This window comes from Pseudomonas sp. RA_5y_Pfl1_P24 (assembly GCF_963970945.1).
GTDB classification, from domain to species: Bacteria; Pseudomonadota; Gammaproteobacteria; order Pseudomonadales; family Pseudomonadaceae; genus Aquipseudomonas; species Aquipseudomonas tritici.
Genome location: NZ_CAXAOJ010000001.1, coordinates 336376 through 356638, shown reverse-complemented (window position 1 = coordinate 356638; position 20263 = coordinate 336376). Strand labels below are relative to the sequence as shown.

Here is a 20263-nt window from a genome sequence, read left to right as displayed (position 1 = left end):
TTGTAGCTTGTAGCTACCCTCTGATACTGTACAAAAAACCAGTATCGGTAGCCCTCCATGCAGTTGATCGAAAAACTCAGCATCCTCGCCGACGCCGCCAAGTACGACGCGTCGTGCGCCAGCAGCGGCGCGCCCAAGCGTAGCTCCGAGGGCAAGGCGGGGCTGGGTTCTACCGATGGCATGGGCATCTGCCACAGCTATACGCCCGATGGGCGATGCGTGTCATTGCTCAAGGTGTTGCTCACCAACTTCTGTCTCTACGACTGCCAATACTGCGTCAACCGCCGCTCCAGCGACGTGCCCCGCGCGCGTTTCAGCCCGGAGGAGGTGGTCACCCTGACCCTGGACTTCTACCGGCGCAATTGCGTCAGCGGGCTGTTTCTCAGCTCTGGCATCATCCGTTCGTCCGACTACACCATGGAGCAGTTGGTGCGGGTCGCCAAGCTTCTTCGCGAAGATCACGACTTTCGCGGCTATATCCACCTCAAGACCATTCCGGATGCGGACCCGGCGCTGATCGCCGAAGCCGGGCGTTATGCCGACCGCCTGAGCGTGAATATCGAACTGCCTACCGAGACCAGCTTGCAGACCCTGGCGCCGGAAAAACAGATCGTCTCCATCAAGCAGGCCATGCAGACCATCTACACCGGCGAGCAGACCGTGCTCAATGAGCCGCGCGCACCGCGATTCGCCCCGGCAGGGCAGAGTACGCAAATGATCGTTGGCGCCGACGACACCGATGACAGCACCATCCTCCACGGTGCCGAAGCGCTTTACGGCAATTTCAAGCTGCGGCGTGTGTATTACTCGGCGTTCAGCCCCATCCCCAACAGCCCGAAGAGCGTGCCCCTGGCTGCACCACCGCTGATGCGCGAGCATCGCTTGTACCAGGCCGATTTCCTGCTGCGCAGCTACGGGTTCAGCGCCAACGAACTGTTCGCAGGCCCCGGCCACCTGGCCCTGGATATCGACCCCAAGCTGGCCTGGGCCCTGGAACACCGCGAGGTATTCCCCCTGGACCTGAACCGCGCCGAGCCGACCTTGATTGCGCGCATTCCGGGCATTGGCCTGCGCACCACCCAGCGCCTGGTGGACCTGCGGCGTGAACGCAAGATCCGCTTCGAAGACCTGGCGCGCATGCGCTGCGTACTGGCCAAGGCCAAGCCGTTTTTCATCACCAGTGACTATCACCCGCAACAGGCCGAAAGCACCAGCGTGCTGCTACGTGAGCAATTGCGCGACCGCCCCGCACCGCAGCAAATGGGGCTGTGGGGATGATCAGCCTGGAATGCGACAACCTGTTCAGCACCTGGCGCGACCAGGCGCGATGGCTGCTCAGCCATCAGGTCGATCCCAGCCAAGTGAGTTGGGGCGAGGCCGAGGTAGCCGATCTGTTTGCTACCGACCAGTCCATCCCCGAAGGCCTCGGGCCGTTCCAGACGCAGGTGCCCAAGGCGCTGTTGGATCTGCTGGAGTCGGCCGCCTGCTACCACGGCGACCAGCGCTGGAGCCTGCTGTATGAAGTGTTGTGGCGTGTGAGCCATGGCGATCGTACTGCGATGCTGGCAGGGGACAAGCTGGGTAGCGAGTTGCAGCGGCGGATCAAACAGGTCAGCCGCGAGGCGCACCATCTGCATGCGTTTGTGCGGTTTATCGCATTACCTCCTGGGGCGGGGTCGGAGCTGCCGGAATATGTGGCCTGGCACGAGCCTGCACACGACATTCTGAAATCCGCCAGCCAGCATTTCATCGGGCGCATGGGCCGTCATCGGTGGATGATCGCCACGCCGCTGGACGGGGTCTACTACGACGGAGAGCAGCTTATTCATCAGCGCGAGTGCCCCGAGGCGTGGCGGCACCTGGCGCAGAATGTAGAGGATCCGCACAGTGCGATGTGGCTGACCTATTACAGCCACATCTTCAATCCGGCGCGGTTGAACCCCAAGGTGATGGAAGGGCATTTGCCGAGCCGGTTCTGGAAGAACTTGCCCGAGGGCAAGTTGATCCCAGGATTGATCACTGAGGCGCGGACGGGAAAGCAGAAGGATGGGCAGGCGAAGTTGATTGGGGCAAAGGCCGGTCGCCAGATTGCCAGCCCCCACCGAGCGCGGTGACCAATCGCACGCTTGCCTGTCACTGACGGGTCTGTACCGCCTGCAATGTTCGTTGTGCCACGGGCCGTCACGGGCCTGTTCGCGGTAGACCGTCGGGAGGTTTACCGAAGGCACGGTTTAGGTCGGCGCCATTGAGCAACCTTGCAACGCCAGCAGCGTCAGGGCTGCGACAGGTTTAAGAAGTCGCAGCGACTCAGGGCTTCAATTGCATGCCTGGCTAGGCGTGATGCACCGCTGCCTTGTGGGGATTGGCGGGTTTTACGTGGGGGTGATAGTGCCGGCGGGTAATGCGCAACACGCCCCACAACATGGCGCCGGCTACCGCCAGCCAACCGCAGATCAACAGTAAAATCGTTGTTGCAAGGCTCATTCGGGCCTCCTTTCGCCCCGTACGGGGCACACACAGTCTTCTCAAGTGACAGTCTAGCTAGGCGGAGGTTGCCTGCTATTGACCAATGGTCGTGTCTGTCCAACTTCTTTGCTCTATCCACTCCCTTTACTAAGCCTGCGGGCTATACCCGCGTGGCAGAGCGTCCTATGATCAGGGCCCTCACCGGCAGTTGATCAAGAGAGTAGAAAATTGCGGTTACGGTCGAACCTTAAAATATCCGTGTTGCTCGCCTGTGCCCTTGGGCTTGCGGCGTGCTCTGCGACCCCGTCGAGGCTGGTGGGCCTGCCGGAGCGTGTCGAGCTCAATGGCGTGCCGACTTTTCGCGGCGAGGCTTATCAGAGCGGTCCTACGGCTTTAGCCAGCATGCTGTCGCAACAAGGCATTGTCATGACACCGGGCTTGTTGGATAAGCCGCTGCGTTTACCGGGCGCCGAAGCGGACCTTCAACGCAACATGCAGGTGCTGGCGCGTGAATACGGGCTGATGGTGTACCCGCTGGATGCAGAGCTGACGGCGGTGCTGGCGCAGGTGGCGGCGGGTTACCCGGTGATGGCGAGAATTGGCGGCGGGGTGTGGTCTGACGCGCACTACGTGGTCGTGGTCGGGTTCAATCAGCAGAAAAGTACTGTGCTGCTGCGCTCCGGGATGGACCGGCGCCTCTTGATGAGCTTCAGCGCCTTTGAATCGAAGTGGAAGAGCGCGGGGAGTTGGGCCATCGTCACCCAGCGTCCAAGCCAGTTGCCGGCCAATGTGGATGCTCAACGCTGGCGTGATTCGGCTAATGCAACGGCCCAGGCCGGGCAGGAGCGGGCGGCGGCGCAGGCGCTTAAAGTGTTGGTGGAACGCAAGTAAAGAAAACCGACGATCCAGTGTGGGGGCGGGCTTGTGTGGGAGCTGGCTTGCCTGCGATAGCATCACCGCGGTGCCACTGAAACACCTCAGTGCCTGCATCGCGGGCAAGCCCGACTCCCACACAAGCCAGCGCCCACATAGGCAGTACGTGTTTAGCGACGCACTTGTGCAGCGTTCGGGCGGTTCTTCAGGTTCTTATCAGCCTTGTAGCGCAATGCCACATCCGGCACCGAGCCGCTCTTGCCGGTTTCTACCCAGTTACGAATCCGGCTGGCATCGGCGAAGTGAGTGAATTTGCCAAAGGCATCCAGGATCACCAACGACACCGGGCGGTTACCCATGCTGGTCACCAGCACCAGGCAGTGGCCGGCCTGGTTGGTGAAGCCGGTCTTGGTCAGCTTGATGTCCCAGTTGGCGCGGTTGATCAGGTGGTCGGTGTTGGAGAAGCCCAGTGTGTAGCTGGGCTTGCGGAACGAAACGGTCTTTTCCTTGGTGGTACTCAGTTGGCTGAGCAGCGGGTAGTGGCGCGCGGCGGCCAGCAGTTTGCTCAGGTCACGGGCGGTGGACACGTTATGAATCGACAGGCCAGTAGGCTCGACGTAATGGGTGCTAGTCATGCCCAGCGCCTTGGCCTTGGCGTTCATCGCCGCGATAAACGCTGGGTAGCCGCCTGGGTAGTGGTGGGCCAGGCTGGCAGCGGCGCGGTTTTCTGACGACATCAGGGCGATCAGTAACATCTCTCTGCGCGGCATTTCGCTGCCGATTTTCACGCGGGAGAACACACCTTTCATTTCCGGCGTGTCCTTGATGTTGATATCGATGTACTCATCCATGTTCTGCTTGGCTTCGAGCACGATCAGGCCGGTCATCAGTTTGCTCACCGAGGCAATGGGCACCACCACGTCGGGGTTGCTGGAATAGATGACCTTATTGGTCTGCAGGTCCACCAGCATTGCGCTGCCTGAAGCGATTTGCAGCTTGGAGGTATCACGCGGAGCCTGGGTGGTTTCGGCTGCTTGCGCGAAGGTGCCTGTGAAAGCAAAAAATAGGCTGACAAGAGAGAGACGAATTTTCACGCGGATGAACTCGCTAAAAAAGTAAGGAAAACCGTTCGGGAACGGGTTTTTGATAAATGCCGTTACATTTTAGGAGTATGGATCAGAAACTGTCGAATGTTCTTCTAAAGCCAGATGAAAGTTCCTAAAAACGAAGTAAAAAGTTTTTTTGCGGGCAATAAAAAACCCTGCGATAAGGCAGGGCTTTTTCAGTACGCCTGGTTATCAATCGTGCAGGGTTTCTGCGGCGTACAAGGTATTTTCCAATAGGCAGGCACGCGTCATCGGGCCAACCCCACCGGGTACTGGAGTGATCCAGCCAGCGCGGGGCAGGGCGGTTTCGTACACCACGTCACCCACCAGTTTGCCGTCTTCCTGGCGGTTGATGCCCACGTCGATGACGATGGCGCCTTCCTTGATCCACTCACCCTTGACCAGGCCCGGCTTACCGGCGGCGACGACGACCAGGTCGGCGCGGCCAACATGGCCGGCGAGGTCTTTGGTGAAGCGGTGGGTGACGGTCACGGTGCAGCCGGCCAGCAGCAGTTCCATGGCCATCGGGCGGCCGACGATGTTGGACGCGCCGACAACCACGGCATCAAGGCCATAAAGGTCGACACCGGTGCTTTCCAGCAGGGTCATGATGCCTTTCGGAGTGCACGGGCGCAGCAGTGGGATACGCTGGGCCAGGCGGCCGACGTTGTAAGGGTGGAAGCCGTCGACGTCCTTGTCCGGGCGGATGCGCTCCAGCAATTTGGACGCGTCCAAGTGCTCGGGCAAAGGCAGTTGGAGCAGGATGCCATCGATCTTCGGGTCGTCGTTGAGACCGTCGATCAGGTCGGTAAGCGCCTGCTGGGTGGTCTCGGAAGGTAAGTCGTAGGCCTTGGAAATAAAGCCGACCTCTTCACAGTCTTTACGCTTGTGCGAGACATAAACCTGGGACGCAGGATCGCTGCCGACCAGGATCACCGCGAGGCCAGGCGTGCGCAGGCCTTGCTGGCCACGCTCGGTGACGCGTTTGGCGATCTGCTGGCGCAGGCTGGCGGCGATTGATTTGCCGTCGATAAGTTGTGCAGTCATTACGCGTGATTAACCATCGAGAGGGGGAAGAAAAGTGCGCGCATTCTCGCATGCCATGACGTGAGGGCAAAGGCGCTTGGTCTGCAAATTGCCCTAACCCCTTAAATAAAATCAGTTTTTTTCAAAAAAGATTTGACGGGTTTCCAGGCCCTCTATACTATTCGTCGCACTTGTCGGGCACAGCCTAGCACTGGTTAAGAAGGTCGAGCAGAATAGAGTGTTGTTCTGTAAGGCTGGAAGCACTTAGTTTGTAATCCTCCAAGAGTACAGATTAATCAGGCGCCCGTAGCTCAGCTGGATAGAGCATCCGCCTTCTAAGCGGATGGTCGCAGGTTCGAGTCCTGCCGGGTGCGCCATTAGGCAGCTTTGGCACAAGTAACGCTAGATGGTGGGCGTAGCTCAGTTGGTAGAGCACGGGATTGTGACTCCCGTTGTCGAGGGTTCGATCCCCTTCGTCCACCCCATATTTTGAAAAGGCGCCAGATTAATCGTCTGGCGCCTTTGCTTTAAGAGCTACAAGCGCGGATGTGGTGGAATTGGTAGACACACTGGATTTAGGTTCCAGCGCCGCGAGGCGTAAGAGTTCGAGTCTCTTCATCCGCACCAAACACGGCTTGGCCATGTCGAAAGGCAGGGCAGGGCTCAACAAAGAAGTAGTTTGGTTTCTTTGTTAACGCAATATGGTGGGCGTAGCTCAGTTGGTAGAGCACGGGATTGTGACTCCCGTTGTCGAGGGTTCGATCCCCTTCGTCCACCCCATATTCGAAAGGCGCCAGATTTAACAGTCTGGCGCCTTTTTTGGTTTCAGCGGTACGAATATTCGGCGGCTGCAGGTAGTGGGTCGCGACGGCAGGGCGTTTCGTCGTATTTATGTATCTCGATGATGCCGCACTGCCTGCTGGCCCTGTTTGAGGGGTTGACCGCCAAGGGGGATAGACGACTTCTTCTATATATAGAAGAGGCGGCGCAGAGCCCTGGCGTACTTGGCTGTATTTGTCACCGGGGCGAGGTGCGTCAGTGCCTTCGTACCGATAAATTGCCGGCTGTTTTCGGGCGTATTTTCAGTAGGGTGACTTCTTGAGTTTGACCCACTAGAATGCATGCCCTTGATTGGGGTCGGAAATGGCCGGCTAACGTCTGTGCAACGAGGAATATCCATGCAAGTTTCTGTTGAAAATACTACTGCTCTCGAGCGCCGCCTGAGCATCACCGTTCCGGCAGAGCGTATTGAGACTGCGGTCAACAAGCGTCTGCAGCAGACTGCCCAAAAGGCCAAGATCGCTGGTTTCCGTCCAGGCAAAGTGCCAATGAGCGAAATCAAGCGCCGTTTTGGTGCTGATGCGCGCCAGGAAGCTGTTGGTGACGTAATCCAGGCTTCTTTCTACGAGGCAGTGGTTGAGCAAAAGCTGAACCCAGCAGGTTCGCCGTCGATCGAGCCTAAGTCCCTGGAAGCGGGCAAGGACCTGGAATACGTTGCCGTATTCGAAGTGTTCCCAGAATTCGAAGTGGCCGGTTTCGATGGTATTGCTATCGAGCGCATGAGCGCCGAAGTGGCTGATTCGGACCTGGACAACATGCTGGAAATCCTGCGCAAGCAGAACACCCGTTTCGAAGTGGCCGAGCGTGCTGCCCAGAACGAAGACCAGCTGAACATCGATTTCGTTGGCAAGGTTGACGGCGAAGTCTTCGCTGGCGGCTCCGCCAAGGGTACCCAGCTGGTGCTGGGTTCCAACCGCATGATCCCTGGTTTTGAAGACGGCCTGGTTGGCGCCAAAGCCGGTGAAGAGCGTGTTCTGAACCTGGAATTCCCTGCTGACTACCAGAACCTTGACCTGGCCGGCAAGGCCGCCGAGTTCACCGTGACCGTCAATAGCGTTTCCGAGCCTAAGCTGCCTGAGCTGAACGAGGAGTTCTTCACTCAATTCGGCATCAAGGAAACCGGCATCGGAGGCTTCCGCACCGAAGTTCGCAAGAACATGGAGCGCGAGCTGCGTCAGGCCATCAAGTCCAAGGTCAAGAACCAAGTTATGGACGGTCTGCTGGCCGCCAACCCGATCGAAGTGCCTAAGGCCCTGCTGTCGAACGAAGTGGATCGCCTGCGCGTACAAGCTGTTCAGCAGTTTGGTGGCAACATCAAGCCTGATCAACTGCCGGCCGAACTGTTCGAAGAGCAAGCCAAGCGCCGCGTCGTGCTGGGTCTGATCGTGGCAGAAGTGGTCAAGCAGTTCGACCTCAAGCCTGACGAAGACCGCGTTCGCGAAATGATCCAGGAAATGGCTTCGGCCTACCAGGAGCCTGAGCAGGTTGTGGCTTGGTACTACAAGAACGACCAGCAGCTGAACGAAGTACGTTCGGTTGTGCTGGAAGAACAAGTTGTGGATACTGTTCTGCAGAAGGCTAAGGTGACCGATAAAGCGGTCTCTTACGAAGAAGCAGTCAAGCCGGCAGAAGCAGCACAAGCCGACTGATTGTCCAACTCGTTGGAAATACAACCATAAGCCAGCCTCGCGCTGGCTTATGCGTTTTCAAGACATGACTATTTGGGAGTAACTGCAGAGCATGTTCCGTAATTCCTATATTCAGCAGAACTCTGATATCCAGGCCGCTGGCGGCCTGGTCCCGATGGTTGTCGAGCAGTCCGCTCGTGGCGAACGCGCCTACGACATCTACTCGCGCCTGCTCAAGGAGCGAGTGATCTTTCTGGTGGGCCCCGTAGAGGATTACATGGCCAACCTGATCTGTGCGCAGCTGCTGTTCCTTGAAGCGGAAAACCCGGACAAGGATATCCATCTCTACATCAACTCGCCGGGTGGTTCGGTGACTGCGGGCATGTCGATCTACGACACCATGCAGTTCATCAAGCCGAATGTATCGACCACCTGCATCGGCCAAGCCTGCAGCATGGGTGCATTCCTGCTGACTGCAGGTGCTGAGGGCAAGCGTTACTGCCTGCCTAACTCGCGCGTTATGATTCACCAGCCATTGGGCGGTTTCCAGGGCCAGGCGTCGGATATCGAAATCCACGCCAAGGAAATCCTGTTCATTCGCGAGCGTCTCAATACGCTGATGGCCAAGCACAGCGGGCACACTCTCGAAGAAATCGAGCGCGACACCAACCGCGACAACTTCATGAGTGCCGAAGCCGCGCGTGACTACGGGCTGATCGACGCTGTGATCGACAAGCGCCCCGCTTAATATAAGCCGCTCAAAATAGGGCTGGTCGGCATGTCCGACCACTGGTGGGCTTGAAAAAGCCCGCATAAGCCTTCATCTTGTGTTGCAAGCCTATCGGATTTGGATCGAACGAATGACTGACACCCGCAACGGCGAGGACAACGGCAAGCTGCTCTATTGCTCCTTCTGTGGCAAAAGCCAGCATGAAGTACGCAAATTGATTGCCGGCCCCTCGGTCTTTATCTGCGACGAGTGCGTCGACCTGTGCAATGACATCATCCGTGAGGAGGTGCAGGAAGCCCAGGCCGAAAGCAGCGCGCATAAATTGCCTTCGCCTAAAGAAATCAGCGGCATCCTTGACCAGTACGTCATTGGTCAAGAGCGTGCAAAGAAGGTTCTGGCCGTAGCGGTGTACAACCACTACAAGCGCTTGAACCAACGTGACAAGAAAGGCGACGAAGTCGAGCTCGGCAAGAGCAACATCTTGCTGATCGGTCCTACAGGCTCGGGTAAGACCTTGCTTGCAGAAACCCTCGCTCGTCTGCTGAACGTTCCGTTCACTATCGCCGACGCCACCACCCTCACTGAGGCTGGTTACGTGGGTGAAGACGTCGAGAACATCATTCAGAAGCTGCTGCAGAAGTGCGACTACGACGTAGAGAAGGCCCAGATGGGCATTGTCTACATCGATGAAATCGACAAGATTTCGCGCAAGTCTGACAACCCGTCGATCACGCGGGATGTTTCCGGTGAAGGCGTGCAGCAAGCCCTGTTGAAACTGATCGAAGGCACGGTTGCTTCCGTACCGCCACAAGGCGGCCGTAAGCACCCGCAGCAGGAATTCCTTCAGGTTGATACGCGCAACATCCTGTTCATCTGTGGCGGTGCATTCTCCGGGCTGGAAAAAGTTATCCAGCAGCGTTCCTCCCGGGGTGGCATTGGTTTCGGTGCAGAAGTGCGCAGCAAGGAAGAAGGCAAGAAGGTGGGCGAGTCCCTGCGTGAAGTCGAGCCTGACGATCTGGTCAAGTTCGGTCTGATCCCGGAATTCGTTGGCCGTCTGCCGGTCCTGGCCACGTTGGACGAGTTGGATGAGGCTGCTCTGATTCAGATCCTCACCGAGCCGAAAAACGCCCTGACCAAGCAATACGCCAAGCTGTTCGAGATGGAGGGTGTAGACCTCGAGTTCCGTACCGACGCACTCAAATCAGTGGCCAAGCGGGCACTGGAGCGCAAGACGGGTGCGCGTGGCCTGCGTTCGATTCTGGAAGGCGTGTTGCTCGACACCATGTACGAAATCCCCTCGCAGTCCGAGGTGAGTAAAGTGGTGATTGACGAAAGCGTCATAGAAGGCAAGTCCAAGCCGCTGTATATCTACGAAAACAGTGAGCCGGCTGCCAAGGCTGCGCCTGACGCGTAAGCGTTTCGCAGTTTCGGTATAAACAAGGGGTCCTTCAGGGGCCCCTTTGTTTTTACAGCGTTTTTTACTCCAAAACGTTTACTGCGTTTAACTGCTGGCAATAAGCTTGTTTTTTTTGCATGCAGCCCCCATCTTGGTTTCAAGTTTATTTTTCAACTGTCATAGAGGCGAAATCATGAAGACAACCATTGAATTGCCTCTCCTGCCGTTGCGTGATGTCGTCGTCTATCCGCACATGGTTATCCCGCTGTTCGTGGGTCGCGAGAAGTCTATCGAAGCCCTCGAGGCTGCGATGACGGGTGACAAGCAGATCCTGCTGTTGGCCCAGAGAAATCCTGCTGATGATGATCCAGGCGAAGACGCCCTGTATCGCGTGGGCACCATTGCTACCGTGCTGCAACTGCTCAAGCTGCCTGATGGCACTGTCAAGGTGCTGGTGGAAGGTGAGCAACGGGGTGCGGTCGAGCGCTTCATGGAGGTGGACGGCCACCTGCGCGCTGAAGTCGCGTTGATCGACGAAGTCGAAGCCCCTGAACGTGAGTCCGAAGTTTTTGTACGCAGCCTGCTCTCGCAATTCGAGCAGTATGTGCAGTTGGGCAAGAAAGTCCCGGCTGAAGTCCTGTCCTCCCTCAACAGCATTGATGAGCCAAGCCGCCTGGTCGATACCATGGCCGCGCACATGGCGCTGAAAATCGAGCAGAAGCAAGACATCCTCGAAATTATCGACCTGTCCTCCCGTGTTGAGCATGTGCTGGCGCTGCTGGATGGCGAAATCGACCTGTTGCAGGTTGAGAAACGCATCCGGGGCCGTGTGAAGAAACAAATGGAGCGCAGCCAGCGCGAGTACTACCTGAATGAGCAGATGAAGGCCATTCAGAAAGAACTCGGCGACAGCGAGGACGGCCACAACGAAATCGAAGAGCTGAAAAAGCGCATCGATGCCGCCGGCCTGCCGAAAGACGCCCTGACCAAGGCCAGCGCCGAGCTGAACAAGCTCAAGCAAATGTCGCCGATGTCGGCTGAAGCCACTGTGGTGCGCTCCTACATCGACTGGCTGGTGCAGGTGCCGTGGAAGGCCCAGACTAAGGTGCGCCTGGACCTGGCTCGTGCTGAGGATATCCTCGACGCCGATCACTACGGCCTCGAGGAAGTTAAAGAACGCATCCTCGAATACCTCGCCGTGCAAAAGCGCGTGAAGAAAATTCGTGGGCCGGTGTTGTGCCTGGTGGGTCCGCCCGGCGTGGGTAAAACCTCGTTGGCCGAGTCGATTGCCAGTGCCACAAACCGTAAGTTCGTACGCATGGCCCTCGGCGGTGTGCGCGATGAAGCGGAAATTCGTGGTCATCGCCGGACCTACATCGGTTCGATGCCTGGAAGATTGATTCAAAAGATGACGAAAGTGGGTGTGCGCAACCCGCTGTTCCTGCTCGACGAAATCGACAAAATGGGCAGCGACATGCGTGGCGATCCGGCATCGGCCCTGCTCGAAGTGCTCGACCCGGAACAGAACCACAATTTCAACGACCATTACTTGGAAGTCGACTACGACCTGTCCGACGTAATGTTCCTGTGCACCTCCAACTCCATGAACATCCCGCCAGCGTTGCTGGACCGGATGGAAGTGATTCGTCTGCCGGGCTACACCGAAGACGAGAAGATCAACATTGCGGTCAAATACCTAGCGCCCAAGCAGATTTCGGCCAACGGCCTGAAGAAGGGCGAGATCGAATTCGAGCTCGAAACGATCCGTGACATCGTGCGTTATTACACCCGCGAGGCCGGTGTACGGGGCCTGGAGCGCCAGATCGCGAAAATCTGCCGCAAAGCGGTCAAGGAGCATGCGCTGGAAAAACGCTTCTCGGTGAAAGTCACCGCCGACTCCCTGGAGCACTTCCTGGGCGTGCGTAAATTCAGTTACGGCCTGGCCGAGCAACAGGATCAGGTAGGGCAGGTTACTGGCCTGGCGTGGACCCAAGTGGGCGGCGAATTGCTGACCATCGAAGCTGCAGTGATCCCGGGCAAAGGCCAACTGATCAAGACCGGTTCGCTGGGTGACGTGATGGTCGAATCCATCACTGCCGCGCAGACTGTGGTGCGCAGCCGCGCCAAGAGCCTGGGTATCCCCCTGGACTTCCATGAGAAGCACGACACGCACATTCACATGCCTGAAGGGGCGACGCCGAAGGACGGCCCTAGCGCAGGCGTAGGCATGTGCACGGCCCTGGTGTCGGCATTGACTGGCATTCCGGTGCGTGCCGATGTCGCAATGACCGGGGAAATCACCCTGCGTGGCCAAGTATTGGCTATCGGTGGTTTGAAAGAGAAATTGCTCGCCGCCCACCGGGGTGGCATCAAGACCGTGATCATTCCTGAAGAGAATGTTCGCGACTTGAAAGAAATTCCTGACAATATCAAGCAGGATCTTCAGATTAAACCGGTTAAATGGATTGACGAGGTCCTGCAAATTGCGCTGCAATACGCGCCGGAGCCCTTGCCGGATGTGGCTCCGGAGATTGTCGCGAAGGATGAAAAACGCGAGTCAGATTCCAAGGAAAGAATTAGCACGCATTAATGCGATTAAGCCGGGGGGCTTCCTTGACAGCTTTTTAGAGCCCTTGTTATAAAGCGGCTCTTAAGTGTCTGTAGGCCATTCAGCACTGGCTTTTGTTTTTACCAAAAAACTTAGAATCATACTCAATAGAAATATAAGGGGACTTAGAGTGAACAAGTCGGAACTGATTGATGCTATCGCTGCATCCGCTGATATCCCGAAAGCTGCTGCTGGCCGTGCGCTGGATGCAGTAATCGAATCCGTCACTGGCGCTCTGAAGGCCGGCGACTCCGTGGTTCTGGTAGGCTTCGGTACTTTCTCTGTGACTGACCGCCCAGCTCGCACTGGCCGTAACCCACAGACTGGCAAAGCACTGCAAATCGCTGCTGCCAAGAAACCAGGTTTCAAAGCCGGTAAAGCCCTGAAAGAAGCCGTTAACTAAGCCTCGCTCAAGCCTTACCTACCCGGGTCGGACGCAGGTCTGGCCTGGCAGCGGAGCGGCAGCTGACCTACGTATCCATTGGGTCACTACGCCGGGGGTGTGGGTTAAAACCCCCGTCCGCTCCGCCAGTTACGAGAAGGCGCATCCTCGGATGCGCCTTTCTTCTATCCGGACTCTACCCACGCTCCACGGTTGCCTATTTTTGAAGTTCAACCGTTTCTGGGGGACGCATGCTGCAAAATATCAGGGACAATTCACAAGGCTGGATTGCCAAGACCATTATCGGGATCATCGTCGCATTGATGGCGTTCACCGGTATCGAAGCCATTTTCCAGGCTTCGGGTAACAGTAAACAGGACGTGGCCAAGGTCAACGGTGAAGAGATCACCCAGACCGAGCTGAGCCAAGCCGTCGACATGCAACGTCGCCAGCTGATGCAACAGCTGGGTAAGGATTTCGATGCTTCGCTGCTGGACGAAAAACTGCTGCGCGAGGCGGCCCTCAAGGGGCTGATCGATCGCAAGTTGCTGCTGCAAGGTGCGGCCGATTCCAAGTTTGGCTTCTCTGAAGCTGCGCTGGACCAGGTGATCCTGCAGACGCCGGAGTTCCAGGTGGACGGCAAGTTCAGCGCCGAACGCTTTGACCAGGTGATTCGTCAGTTGGGCTACAGCCGTATGCAATTCCGTCAGATGCTGACCCAGGAAATGCTCATCGGCCAGGTTCGCGCAGGTATCGCCGGCAGTGGTTTCGTCACCGACGCCGAAGTGCTGGCATTCGCCCGTCTGGAAAAACAGACCCGCGACTTCGCCACCGTCAACATCAAGGCCAACCCTGCCGCGGTGAAACTCACCGACGACGAGGTCAAGGCGTACTACGACCAGCACGCCAAAGAGTTCATGACCCCTGATCAAGTGGTTATCGACTACCTGGAATTGAAGAAGTCGTCCTTCTTCGACGAGGTCAGCGTCAAGGACGATGAACTGCAGGCTGCCTATCAGAAAGAAATCGCCAACCTCGCTGAACAGCGTCGTGCTGCGCACATCCTGATTGAAGTCAACGACAAGGTCACCGACGCACAAGCCAAGGCCAAGATCGAAGAAATCCAGGCTCGCCTGGCCAAGGGCGAGAAATTCGAAGCCCTGGCCAAGGAGTTCTCTCAGGATCCAGGTTCGGCCAACAGTGGCGGCGATCTGGGCTTTGCCGGCCCAGGCGTTTACGACCCGGAGTTTGAAACCGCGTTGTACGCGTTGAAGAAGGACCAGGTCTCGGCACCAGTGCGCAGCACCTTCGGTTGGCACTTGATCAAGCTGTTGGGCGTTGAGGCACCGCAAGTGCCGACGTTTGCCAGCCTGAAAGACAAGTTGACCAAAGACCTCAAGACCCAGCAAGTCGAGCAGCGTTTTGTCGAAGCGACCAAGCAATTGGAAGATGCGGCATTTGAAGCGTCCGACCTGGCCCAGCCGGCGTCCGACCTGAAGCTGACCGTGCATACTTCCGCGCCGTTTGGCCGTGAAGGTGGCGAAGGTGTTGCGGCCAACCGTGCCGTGGTCACCGCTGCGTTCAGCCCGGAAGTGTTGGATGAGGGTGCCAACAGCGCCGCCATCGAGCTGGACCCGGAAACCATCATCGTGCTGCGTGCCAAGGAGCATCTGAAGCCTGCGCAACTGCCGCTGGAAAGCGTCAATGCCGCGATTCGTACGCAGATGGCCAAGGAGCGCGCCAGCGCGGCTGCCAAGACTCACGCTGACGAGTTGATCGCCAGCCTGCGTGATGGCAAGACCCCGCTGAACCAGCCGGTCGACGGCCAGGCGTGGAAGGTCACTGAAGCGGCTACTCGTAGCCAGGAAGCGATCGACCCTGCCGTGCTGCAAGCCCTGTTCCGCATGCCCAAGCCTGCGGCCAAGGACAAGCCGACCTTCACCACCGTGACCCTGGCTGACGGTAGCCTGGTGATCGTTCGCTTGAACGGCGTCAACGAAGCCGCTGCACCAACGGACGAAGAAAAGGCGCAATACCGCCGCTTCCTCGCTTCGCGTATCGGTCAGCAGGATTTCGCGGCCTACCGCAAGCAGTTGGAAATCAAGGCTGACATCAAGAAGTACTGATGTCGGTTTGAACAAAAAAGCCCTCGGCCTGAACAGTCCGGGGGTTTTTTATGTGCGCTAGACTGGGCATTCACTGTCGCGGACCAAGGAGTTTTAAGCGTGTTCGATCAAGGAAGTGAGGGGGTGGTGATCCGCCGCGCCAGTGTGGCGGATGCCCCGGCGGTTTTGCAGGTGTTCGACGAAGTGATTGTCTGGTTCGTGACCAGGGGCAATCACGGTCAATGGGGAACTGAGCCCTGGTCAGCCTCGCCGCGGCGGGTTGCGCAAGTAACCGATGCCTGCGCGATGCCGGGTGCGTGGGTGGCACAGGACAGCAGCGGCCAGGTCCTGGCCGCACTCGTGTTGGGCGAGCCCATGGCTTATGTGCCCGCAGCGGCAGAACCTGAGGTCTATGTGCGGCTGCTGATCGCCTCGCGGGATCAGCGCGTACGGGGTATTGGTCGGCGCCTCATGGCGTTCGCCGACGACCGTGCCCGTGCTGCGGGAGTGAGGCGTTTGCGTGTGGACTGCTACGGCGGCGGGACCGGCGACCTGGTTCGGTTTTATGAGTCCTGCGGATATGAGCGCATTTCAATGTTCGACCTGGAGGGATGGCCGGGCCAGTTGTTGGGGCGAAGCCTGTAGTGCGCCGGCCAGGGCCAGCAGCATTAGCAGCACAACCGCCCACGGAAATGCGCCGACACCCCATCCGTGGAGCAACACGCCGCCTGCGAAACCGCCGCCCGCGATGCCTAGGTTCCAGACGGTCACCAGCATCGACTGCGCGGCATCCGCCGACTCGCCTGCGACTTGGCGAGCGCTGTTTGCAGGAGCGCGGGCAGTCCGCCGAAGGCCAGGCCCCATAGCGCGACGGCGGTGTAGATGACCGCTGGCAGGTCGATCCAGAACGCCAGCGCCAAGGCGACCAGGCCAAACAGCGCGCAACTGATCAGCAGCAGTGCGCGCAACCACCGATCAATCAATACGCCTGCCAGCCAGATGCTCAACAATGCGGCGAGGCCGAACACCAGCAGCACCCGATCGATATCCGCAACAATTCCCGCCGGTACCAGCAGCTGGGCGATATAGGTATAGAGAATGTTATGGGCCAGAACGTAGGTGAAGGTCACCCACAGCACCGGACGAATGCCTGGCAATGTCAGCACTTGATGCAGCCCCAAGCGTTTTGTGCCGCGTTCGCCGGCAAAATCCGGAAGTTGCCAGCGCGCCCAGATCAGAACCACCATCGAGTCCCTCAACCATGTGGTGCACGAAGGGTTGGGTATCGCTTGCCTGCCGGACTATATGGTCAACCTCGCAGTGTGCGAGGGGCGGCTGCAAAGGGTACTGGATGACTATCTTGAACACCGGGGCAGTTTCTGGATGTTGTGGCCATCAAGTCGCCATGCGTCGGCTAAATTGCGCGTATTTATTGATCACCTGTGCGCCGGGCTTTTTCCTACAGGTGGCGTCTCGTAGGGCTGTGACGTTTTACCGACAGGAATGCGCGCGCCAAGGCCTCGTTCTGTTGCACAATACCGCCCTGACTGTTTTCCTCGGGATTTTCAATGTCGACATCATTTTACTTGCGTAGCCTTGGGGTGGCGCTAGTGTTGGCGGGCGCCGCGGGCTGCTCGTCACCCAAGACCGCTATCTATGAACATGAGAGTTTCGACGACTCCGGCACGTTTTCGCGGGATTACCCGGTCAGTGATGTCGCCGCGTGCGAAGCCGCGCGCCGTGCCCTACTTAGCCAGGGCTACATCATCACCAGTAACGATTCGAAAGTGGTCGTGGGTAACAAGAGCTTTCAGCAGACGGGCGAGAGCCACCTGCAGATTAGCTTCAACGTGGTGTGTGCCGATGATGGCAAAGGCACCAACCATTCAACAATGTTTGCCAACGCCTTGCAGGATCGCTACGCGCTGAAGAAGGTCAACAACTCCGCGAGTGTGGGTGTGGGTGTGCTGGGGTCCGTGTCGATGCCAATCGGCTCTACCGATGACTCGATGGTGAAAGTGGCCAGTGAGACCGTGTCCGCGCCGAAGTTCTACGATCGTTACTTTGCGCTGGTGGATGTGTTCCTGCCGCAAGAGGTGAAGAAGGCCGAGAATATCCCTGAGAAGCCGAAGGCTGACCTGGGGGTGCCGGAACCTAAAGCCGCCCCGGCTGCCGAGACGGTCGAGAAGGTCGAGCCGCCGAACGACCCGCCTGCCACTTCACAACCCGTGGCGCCGCCTGCCGAGGCCGCGCCGATTGCCCCGCAAGCAGAGCCTGCACCGGCTGCCACGAACCCGGAGCTGCCTGCGCCGACCGAAGCGATTCCGCCCCTGCCGACGCCTGCACAGTAACTCAGACCGCTGCGGGGTTCGTCTTGTCGACGTTGATCCCGTAGCGGCTGATTGCCTCGCTGACTTTATCGCGACCGATCACACCGTCATCCGCCAGCGCCTTCAAGGCCGCCAGCACGATGAAGTGCCGGTCCACTTCGAAGAATGCCCGCAGGGTTTCTCGGGTATCCGATTGCCCGAAGCCATCCGCACCCAATGCCACAAAGCGCCGGCCAGGTACGAAAGGGCGGACCTGATCGGCGAAAAGTTTCATGTAGTCTGTCGCCACCACCACGGGCCCCGTTTCACCGGCCAGGCATTGCTCCACATAACTTATCCGTGGCTCGCTCTCCGGGTGCAGCAGGTTCCAGCGCTCGGCCTCATGGCCATCGCGACGCAATTCGGTAAGGCTGGTTGCGCTCCACACGTTGCTTTGCACGCCAAAGTCTTTCTCCAGCAATTCAGCCGCCGCCATGACTTCCCGCAGGATTGAGCCACTGCCCATCAGTTGCACCTGAGCCTGCTCGCTGGCGTTCAATCGGTACAAACCCTTGAGAATTCCGTCTTCCACGCCATCAGGCATCGCTGGGTGCGGGTAGTTTTCGTTGAGCAGGGTGATGTAGTAGTAAATGTCCTCTTGGTCGACATACATCCGCCGCATGCCTTCGCGAATGATCACCGCCAGCTCGTAGGCAAACGTCGGGTCGTAAGACACACAGCACGGAATCACCGACGACAGGATATGGCTGTGCCCATCGTCATGTTGCAAGCCTTCGCCCATCAGCGTGGTGCGGCCGGCCGTGGCGCCAAGCAGGAAGCCGCGCGCCCTTGCATCGCCTGCCGCCCAGGCAAGATCACCGACGCGTTGGAAGCCGAACATGGAGTAGAAAATATAGAACGGAACGGTCATCAGGCCGTGGTTGCTGTAGGACGTACTCGCCGCGATCCATGAGGAAATGGCGCCGGATTCATTCAGGCCTTCCTGCATGATCTGTCCGTCCTTGCTCTCCTTGTAGTAGCTCAGTTGCCCGGCGTCCTGTGGGGTATAGAGCTGGCCGACGGCGGAATGAATACCGATCTGACGGAACAGGCTTTCCATGCCGAAGGTGCGCGATTCATCTGGCACGATGGGCACGATCAGTTTGCCCAGGTGCGGGTCCTTGAGCAGGGTGCCAAGGATGCGCACGAAGGCCATGGTGGTGGAGATCGCGCGTTCGCCGGTGTCTTTAAGCTGGGTGGCGAAGGCACTCAGTTCAGGGATTTGCAACGATTCGACCGCACTGTGTCGCGCTGGTACGTAGCCGCCGAGGGCCTGGCGGCGTGCAGCGAAGTAGCGGGCTTCTTCGCTATCCGCGGCAGGCTTGATGTACGGGATATCGGCGAGCTGGTCGTCGGCCACTTCCAGGCCGAAGCGGTCGCGGAAGGCTCTTACAGCGTCGGCGCCCATTTTCTTGAGTTGGTGGTTGATGTTCTGGCCTTCGCCAGCTTCGCCCATGCCAAAGCCCTTGACGGTTTTCGCCAGGATCACGGTAGGTCGGCCGCTGTGGCGCACGGCGGCGGCGTAGGCGTTGTAGACCTTGTCCGGGTCATGCCCGCCCCGTGAGAGTTTCCAGATATCGTCGTCGGACATGTCCGCAACCAACGCCAGCAATTCCGGATATTTGCCGAAGAAATGTTCGCGCACATAAGCGCCGTTCTGGGACTTGTAGTTCTGATAGTCGCCGTCAACGCATTCCATCATGCGCTGGCGCAGCAGGCCGCTTTGGTCTTTTTCCAGCAGCGCGTCCCAGCCACCGCCCCAGATCACTTTGATCACGTTCCAGCCGGCGGCGCGGTACAGGCTTTCGAACTCCTGGATCACCTTGGCGTTGCCGCGCACGGGGCCGTCCAGGCGTTGCAGGTTGCAGTTGACCACAAAGATCAGGTTGTCGAGTTTCTCGCGACCCGCCAGGGATATGGCGGCCAGGGATTCCGGCTGGTCCATTTCGCCATCACCGAGGAAGGCCCAGACTTTGCGCCCTTGGTGCTGCTTGAGGCCGCGCAATTCCAGATAGCGCATAAAGCGCGCTTGGTAAGCGGCGGTGATCGGGCCGAGGCCCATGGACACGGTGGGGAATTGCCAGAAGTCCGGCATCAGCCGTGGGTGCGGATAGGACGAAATGCCCTCGCCACCGGCCTCGCGGCGGAAGTTGTCGAGCTGCGCTTCGCTGATGCGGCCTTCCAGGTAGGCGCGGCCGTAGATACCAGGGGAGGAGTGGCCCTGGATATACACCAGGTCGCCGTCAAAGGTATCGGTGCGCCCACGGAAGAAGTGATCGAAGCCTACGTCATACAGCACAGCAGCTGACGCATAGGTCGCAATATGCCCACCAACGCCGGAGTGTTTGCCTGCGCGCAATACCATCGCCATGGCGTTCCAGCGAATAAACGCATTGGTGCGGCGTTCCATGGCCAGGTTGCCGGGGTAGGGCAGTTGGCGGTCCACCGGGAGGGTGTTGACGTAGGGGGTGGTAACCCGCCCATAGAAGTCGCCATGCCGCGCCACGTCGAAATCCAGCAACTGATCGATCAAGTAGTGCGCGCGCGGGCGGCCTTCGGTGGACAACACCGATTCGATGGACTCCAGCCACTCGCGGGTTTCCTGTGGATCGTCGTCGCGTCTGACTGCGTTGTTCGGGGTCATGTGAAGCTCCAGGGTAAGCGGAATTCAAGTGGCGGGCTCTTCGTGGGAGTGCCGTCAATATAATTGCAATTGCAACTACATAGCCGAATC

15 protein-coding genes, 4 tRNA genes and 2 pseudogenes are annotated in these 20263 nt (G+C 58.4%); 16 read left to right on the top strand and 5 right to left on the bottom strand.

The genetic code is table 11. From position 1 onward, the window contains the following. Nucleotides 1–57 precede the first annotated feature (57 nt). Both AACY30_RS01640 and AACY30_RS01635 read left to right on the top strand, forming a co-directional pair. Nucleotides 58–1278, top strand: coding sequence for a putative DNA modification/repair radical SAM protein (locus AACY30_RS01640; protein ID WP_339427861.1), 1221 nt, complete (start codon nucleotides 58–60; stop codon nucleotides 1276–1278). Further along, the gene (locus AACY30_RS01635) at nucleotides 1275–2114 is read left to right on the top strand and encodes a TIGR03915 family putative DNA repair protein (RefSeq protein WP_339539499.1); all 840 of its coding nucleotides are present in this window, start codon (nucleotides 1275–1277) and stop codon (nucleotides 2112–2114) included. The genes AACY30_RS01640 and AACY30_RS01635 overlap by 4 nt, the downstream gene beginning before the upstream one ends. 217 nt (nucleotides 2115–2331) lie before the next feature. Here the strand turns inward: AACY30_RS01635 and AACY30_RS01630 are convergent, their stop codons facing one another. Beyond that, a complete protein-coding gene (locus AACY30_RS01630) occupies nucleotides 2332–2484 on the bottom strand; it encodes a hypothetical protein (protein WP_339467548.1) in 153 nt (50 codons plus the stop codon). Between the two features lie 210 nt (nucleotides 2485–2694). Here AACY30_RS01630 and AACY30_RS01625 point away from each other — a divergent pair, with 210 nt between their 5' ends. Beyond that, nucleotides 2695–3357: a C39 family peptidase gene (locus AACY30_RS01625; RefSeq protein WP_339467546.1), complete on the top strand. Its 663-nt coding sequence runs from the start codon at nucleotides 2695–2697 to the stop codon at nucleotides 3355–3357. A 152-nt stretch (nucleotides 3358–3509) separates the two neighbouring features. On the opposite strand, the gene pbpG is transcribed toward AACY30_RS01625, so the two are convergent. After that, the gene (gene pbpG / locus AACY30_RS01620; protein WP_339467544.1) at nucleotides 3510–4433 is read right to left on the bottom strand and encodes a D-alanyl-D-alanine endopeptidase; all 924 of its coding nucleotides are present in this window, start codon (nucleotides 4431–4433) and stop codon (nucleotides 3510–3512) included. A gap of 204 nt (nucleotides 4434–4637) precedes the next feature. Beyond that, nucleotides 4638–5492 (bottom strand): bifunctional methylenetetrahydrofolate dehydrogenase/methenyltetrahydrofolate cyclohydrolase FolD, encoded by an 855-nt coding sequence (gene folD / locus AACY30_RS01615; protein ID WP_314563020.1) that lies wholly within the window; start codon nucleotides 5490–5492, stop codon nucleotides 4638–4640. A gap of 279 nt (nucleotides 5493–5771) precedes the next feature. Here folD and AACY30_RS01610 point away from each other — a divergent pair. The 11 genes from AACY30_RS01610 to AACY30_RS01560 all read left to right on the top strand — a co-directional run bounded on the left by AACY30_RS01610 (nucleotide 5772) and on the right by AACY30_RS01560 (nucleotide 15805). Further along, nucleotides 5772–5848, top strand: a tRNA-Arg gene (locus AACY30_RS01610). Nucleotides 5849–5880: 32 nt separating this feature from the next. Then, nucleotides 5881–5956, top strand: a tRNA-His gene (locus AACY30_RS01605). Between the two features lie 57 nt (nucleotides 5957–6013). Then, nucleotides 6014–6098 (top strand) — tRNA-Leu (locus tag AACY30_RS01600). 77 nt (nucleotides 6099–6175) lie between these two features. Continuing rightward, nucleotides 6176–6251: transfer RNA gene (locus tag AACY30_RS01595), tRNA-His, on the top strand. Between the two features lie 398 nt (nucleotides 6252–6649). After that, nucleotides 6650–7960 (top strand): trigger factor, encoded by a 1311-nt coding sequence (gene tig / locus AACY30_RS01590; RefSeq protein ID WP_339539498.1) that lies wholly within the window; start codon nucleotides 6650–6652, stop codon nucleotides 7958–7960. 91 nt (nucleotides 7961–8051) lie between these two features. Beyond that, nucleotides 8052–8687 (top strand): ATP-dependent Clp endopeptidase proteolytic subunit ClpP, encoded by a 636-nt coding sequence (gene clpP / locus AACY30_RS01585; protein WP_017848147.1) that lies wholly within the window; start codon nucleotides 8052–8054, stop codon nucleotides 8685–8687. 112 nt (nucleotides 8688–8799) lie between these two features. Then, the gene (gene clpX, locus AACY30_RS01580) at nucleotides 8800–10083 is read left to right on the top strand and encodes an ATP-dependent Clp protease ATP-binding subunit ClpX (RefSeq protein WP_339539496.1); all 1284 of its coding nucleotides are present in this window, start codon (nucleotides 8800–8802) and stop codon (nucleotides 10081–10083) included. Between the two features lie 175 nt (nucleotides 10084–10258). Continuing rightward, nucleotides 10259–12655 carry an endopeptidase La gene (gene lon, locus AACY30_RS01575; RefSeq protein WP_339539495.1) on the top strand — a complete coding sequence of 799 codons (2397 nt, stop codon included), beginning with the start codon at nucleotides 10259–10261 and terminating at the stop codon, nucleotides 12653–12655. A 148-nt stretch (nucleotides 12656–12803) separates the two neighbouring features. Continuing rightward, the gene (locus AACY30_RS01570) at nucleotides 12804–13076 is read left to right on the top strand and encodes an HU family DNA-binding protein (protein WP_003174819.1); all 273 of its coding nucleotides are present in this window, start codon (nucleotides 12804–12806) and stop codon (nucleotides 13074–13076) included. Between the two features lie 230 nt (nucleotides 13077–13306). Then, nucleotides 13307–15181 carry a SurA N-terminal domain-containing protein gene (locus tag AACY30_RS01565; RefSeq protein WP_339467541.1) on the top strand — a complete coding sequence of 625 codons (1875 nt, stop codon included), beginning with the start codon at nucleotides 13307–13309 and terminating at the stop codon, nucleotides 15179–15181. Between the two features lie 99 nt (nucleotides 15182–15280). Beyond that, nucleotides 15281–15805 (top strand): GNAT family N-acetyltransferase, encoded by a 525-nt coding sequence (locus AACY30_RS01560; protein WP_339539494.1) that lies wholly within the window; start codon nucleotides 15281–15283, stop codon nucleotides 15803–15805. Here the strand turns inward: AACY30_RS01560 and AACY30_RS01555 are convergent. Further along, a pseudogene (locus tag AACY30_RS01555) lies at nucleotides 15752–16410 on the bottom strand (MFS transporter); the annotation flags it as partial. The gene AACY30_RS01560 and the pseudogene AACY30_RS01555 overlap by 54 nt on opposite strands. On the opposite strand from AACY30_RS01555, the pseudogene AACY30_RS01550 reads away from it, so the two are divergent. Then, nucleotides 16394–16639 (top strand): annotated as a pseudogene (locus AACY30_RS01550) (LysR substrate-binding domain-containing protein); the annotation flags it as partial. The pseudogenes AACY30_RS01555 and AACY30_RS01550 sit on opposite strands and share 17 nt — an antisense overlap. Before the next feature lie 89 nt (nucleotides 16640–16728). Further along, nucleotides 16729–17511 carry a DUF2242 domain-containing protein gene (locus tag AACY30_RS01545; protein ID WP_339437205.1) on the top strand — a complete coding sequence of 261 codons (783 nt, stop codon included), beginning with the start codon at nucleotides 16729–16731 and terminating at the stop codon, nucleotides 17509–17511. A 1-nt stretch (nucleotide 17512) separates the two neighbouring features. On the opposite strand, the gene aceE is transcribed toward AACY30_RS01545, so the two are convergent. Beyond that, nucleotides 17513–20173, bottom strand: a complete 2661-nt coding sequence (gene aceE / locus AACY30_RS01540; RefSeq protein WP_339467536.1) for a pyruvate dehydrogenase (acetyl-transferring), homodimeric type — start codon at nucleotides 20171–20173, stop codon at nucleotides 17513–17515. Nucleotides 20174–20263: the final 90 nt, after the last annotated feature.

Coding starts and splice junctions, on each gene's coding strand:
- AACY30_RS01640 (WP_339427861.1), top strand. CDS start 58: ATGCAGTTGATCGAAAAACTCAGCATCCTCGCCGACGCCGCCAAGTAC.
- AACY30_RS01635 (WP_339539499.1), top strand. CDS start 1,275: ATGATCAGCCTGGAATGCGACAACCTGTTCAGCACCTGGCGCGACCAG.
- AACY30_RS01630 (WP_339467548.1), bottom strand. CDS start 2,484: ATGAGCCTTGCAACAACGATTTTACTGTTGATCTGCGGTTGGCTGGCG.
- folD (WP_314563020.1), bottom strand. CDS start 5,492: ATGACTGCACAACTTATCGACGGCAAATCAATCGCCGCCAGCCTGCGC.
- tig (WP_339539498.1), top strand. CDS start 6,650: ATGCAAGTTTCTGTTGAAAATACTACTGCTCTCGAGCGCCGCCTGAGC.
- clpP (WP_017848147.1), top strand. CDS start 8,052: ATGTTCCGTAATTCCTATATTCAGCAGAACTCTGATATCCAGGCCGCT.
- clpX (WP_339539496.1), top strand. CDS start 8,800: ATGACTGACACCCGCAACGGCGAGGACAACGGCAAGCTGCTCTATTGC.
- lon (WP_339539495.1), top strand. CDS start 10,259: ATGAAGACAACCATTGAATTGCCTCTCCTGCCGTTGCGTGATGTCGTC.
- AACY30_RS01565 (WP_339467541.1), top strand. CDS start 13,307: ATGCTGCAAAATATCAGGGACAATTCACAAGGCTGGATTGCCAAGACC.
- AACY30_RS01545 (WP_339437205.1), top strand. CDS start 16,729: ATGTCGACATCATTTTACTTGCGTAGCCTTGGGGTGGCGCTAGTGTTG.
- aceE (WP_339467536.1), bottom strand. CDS start 20,173: ATGACCCCGAACAACGCAGTCAGACGCGACGACGATCCACAGGAAACC.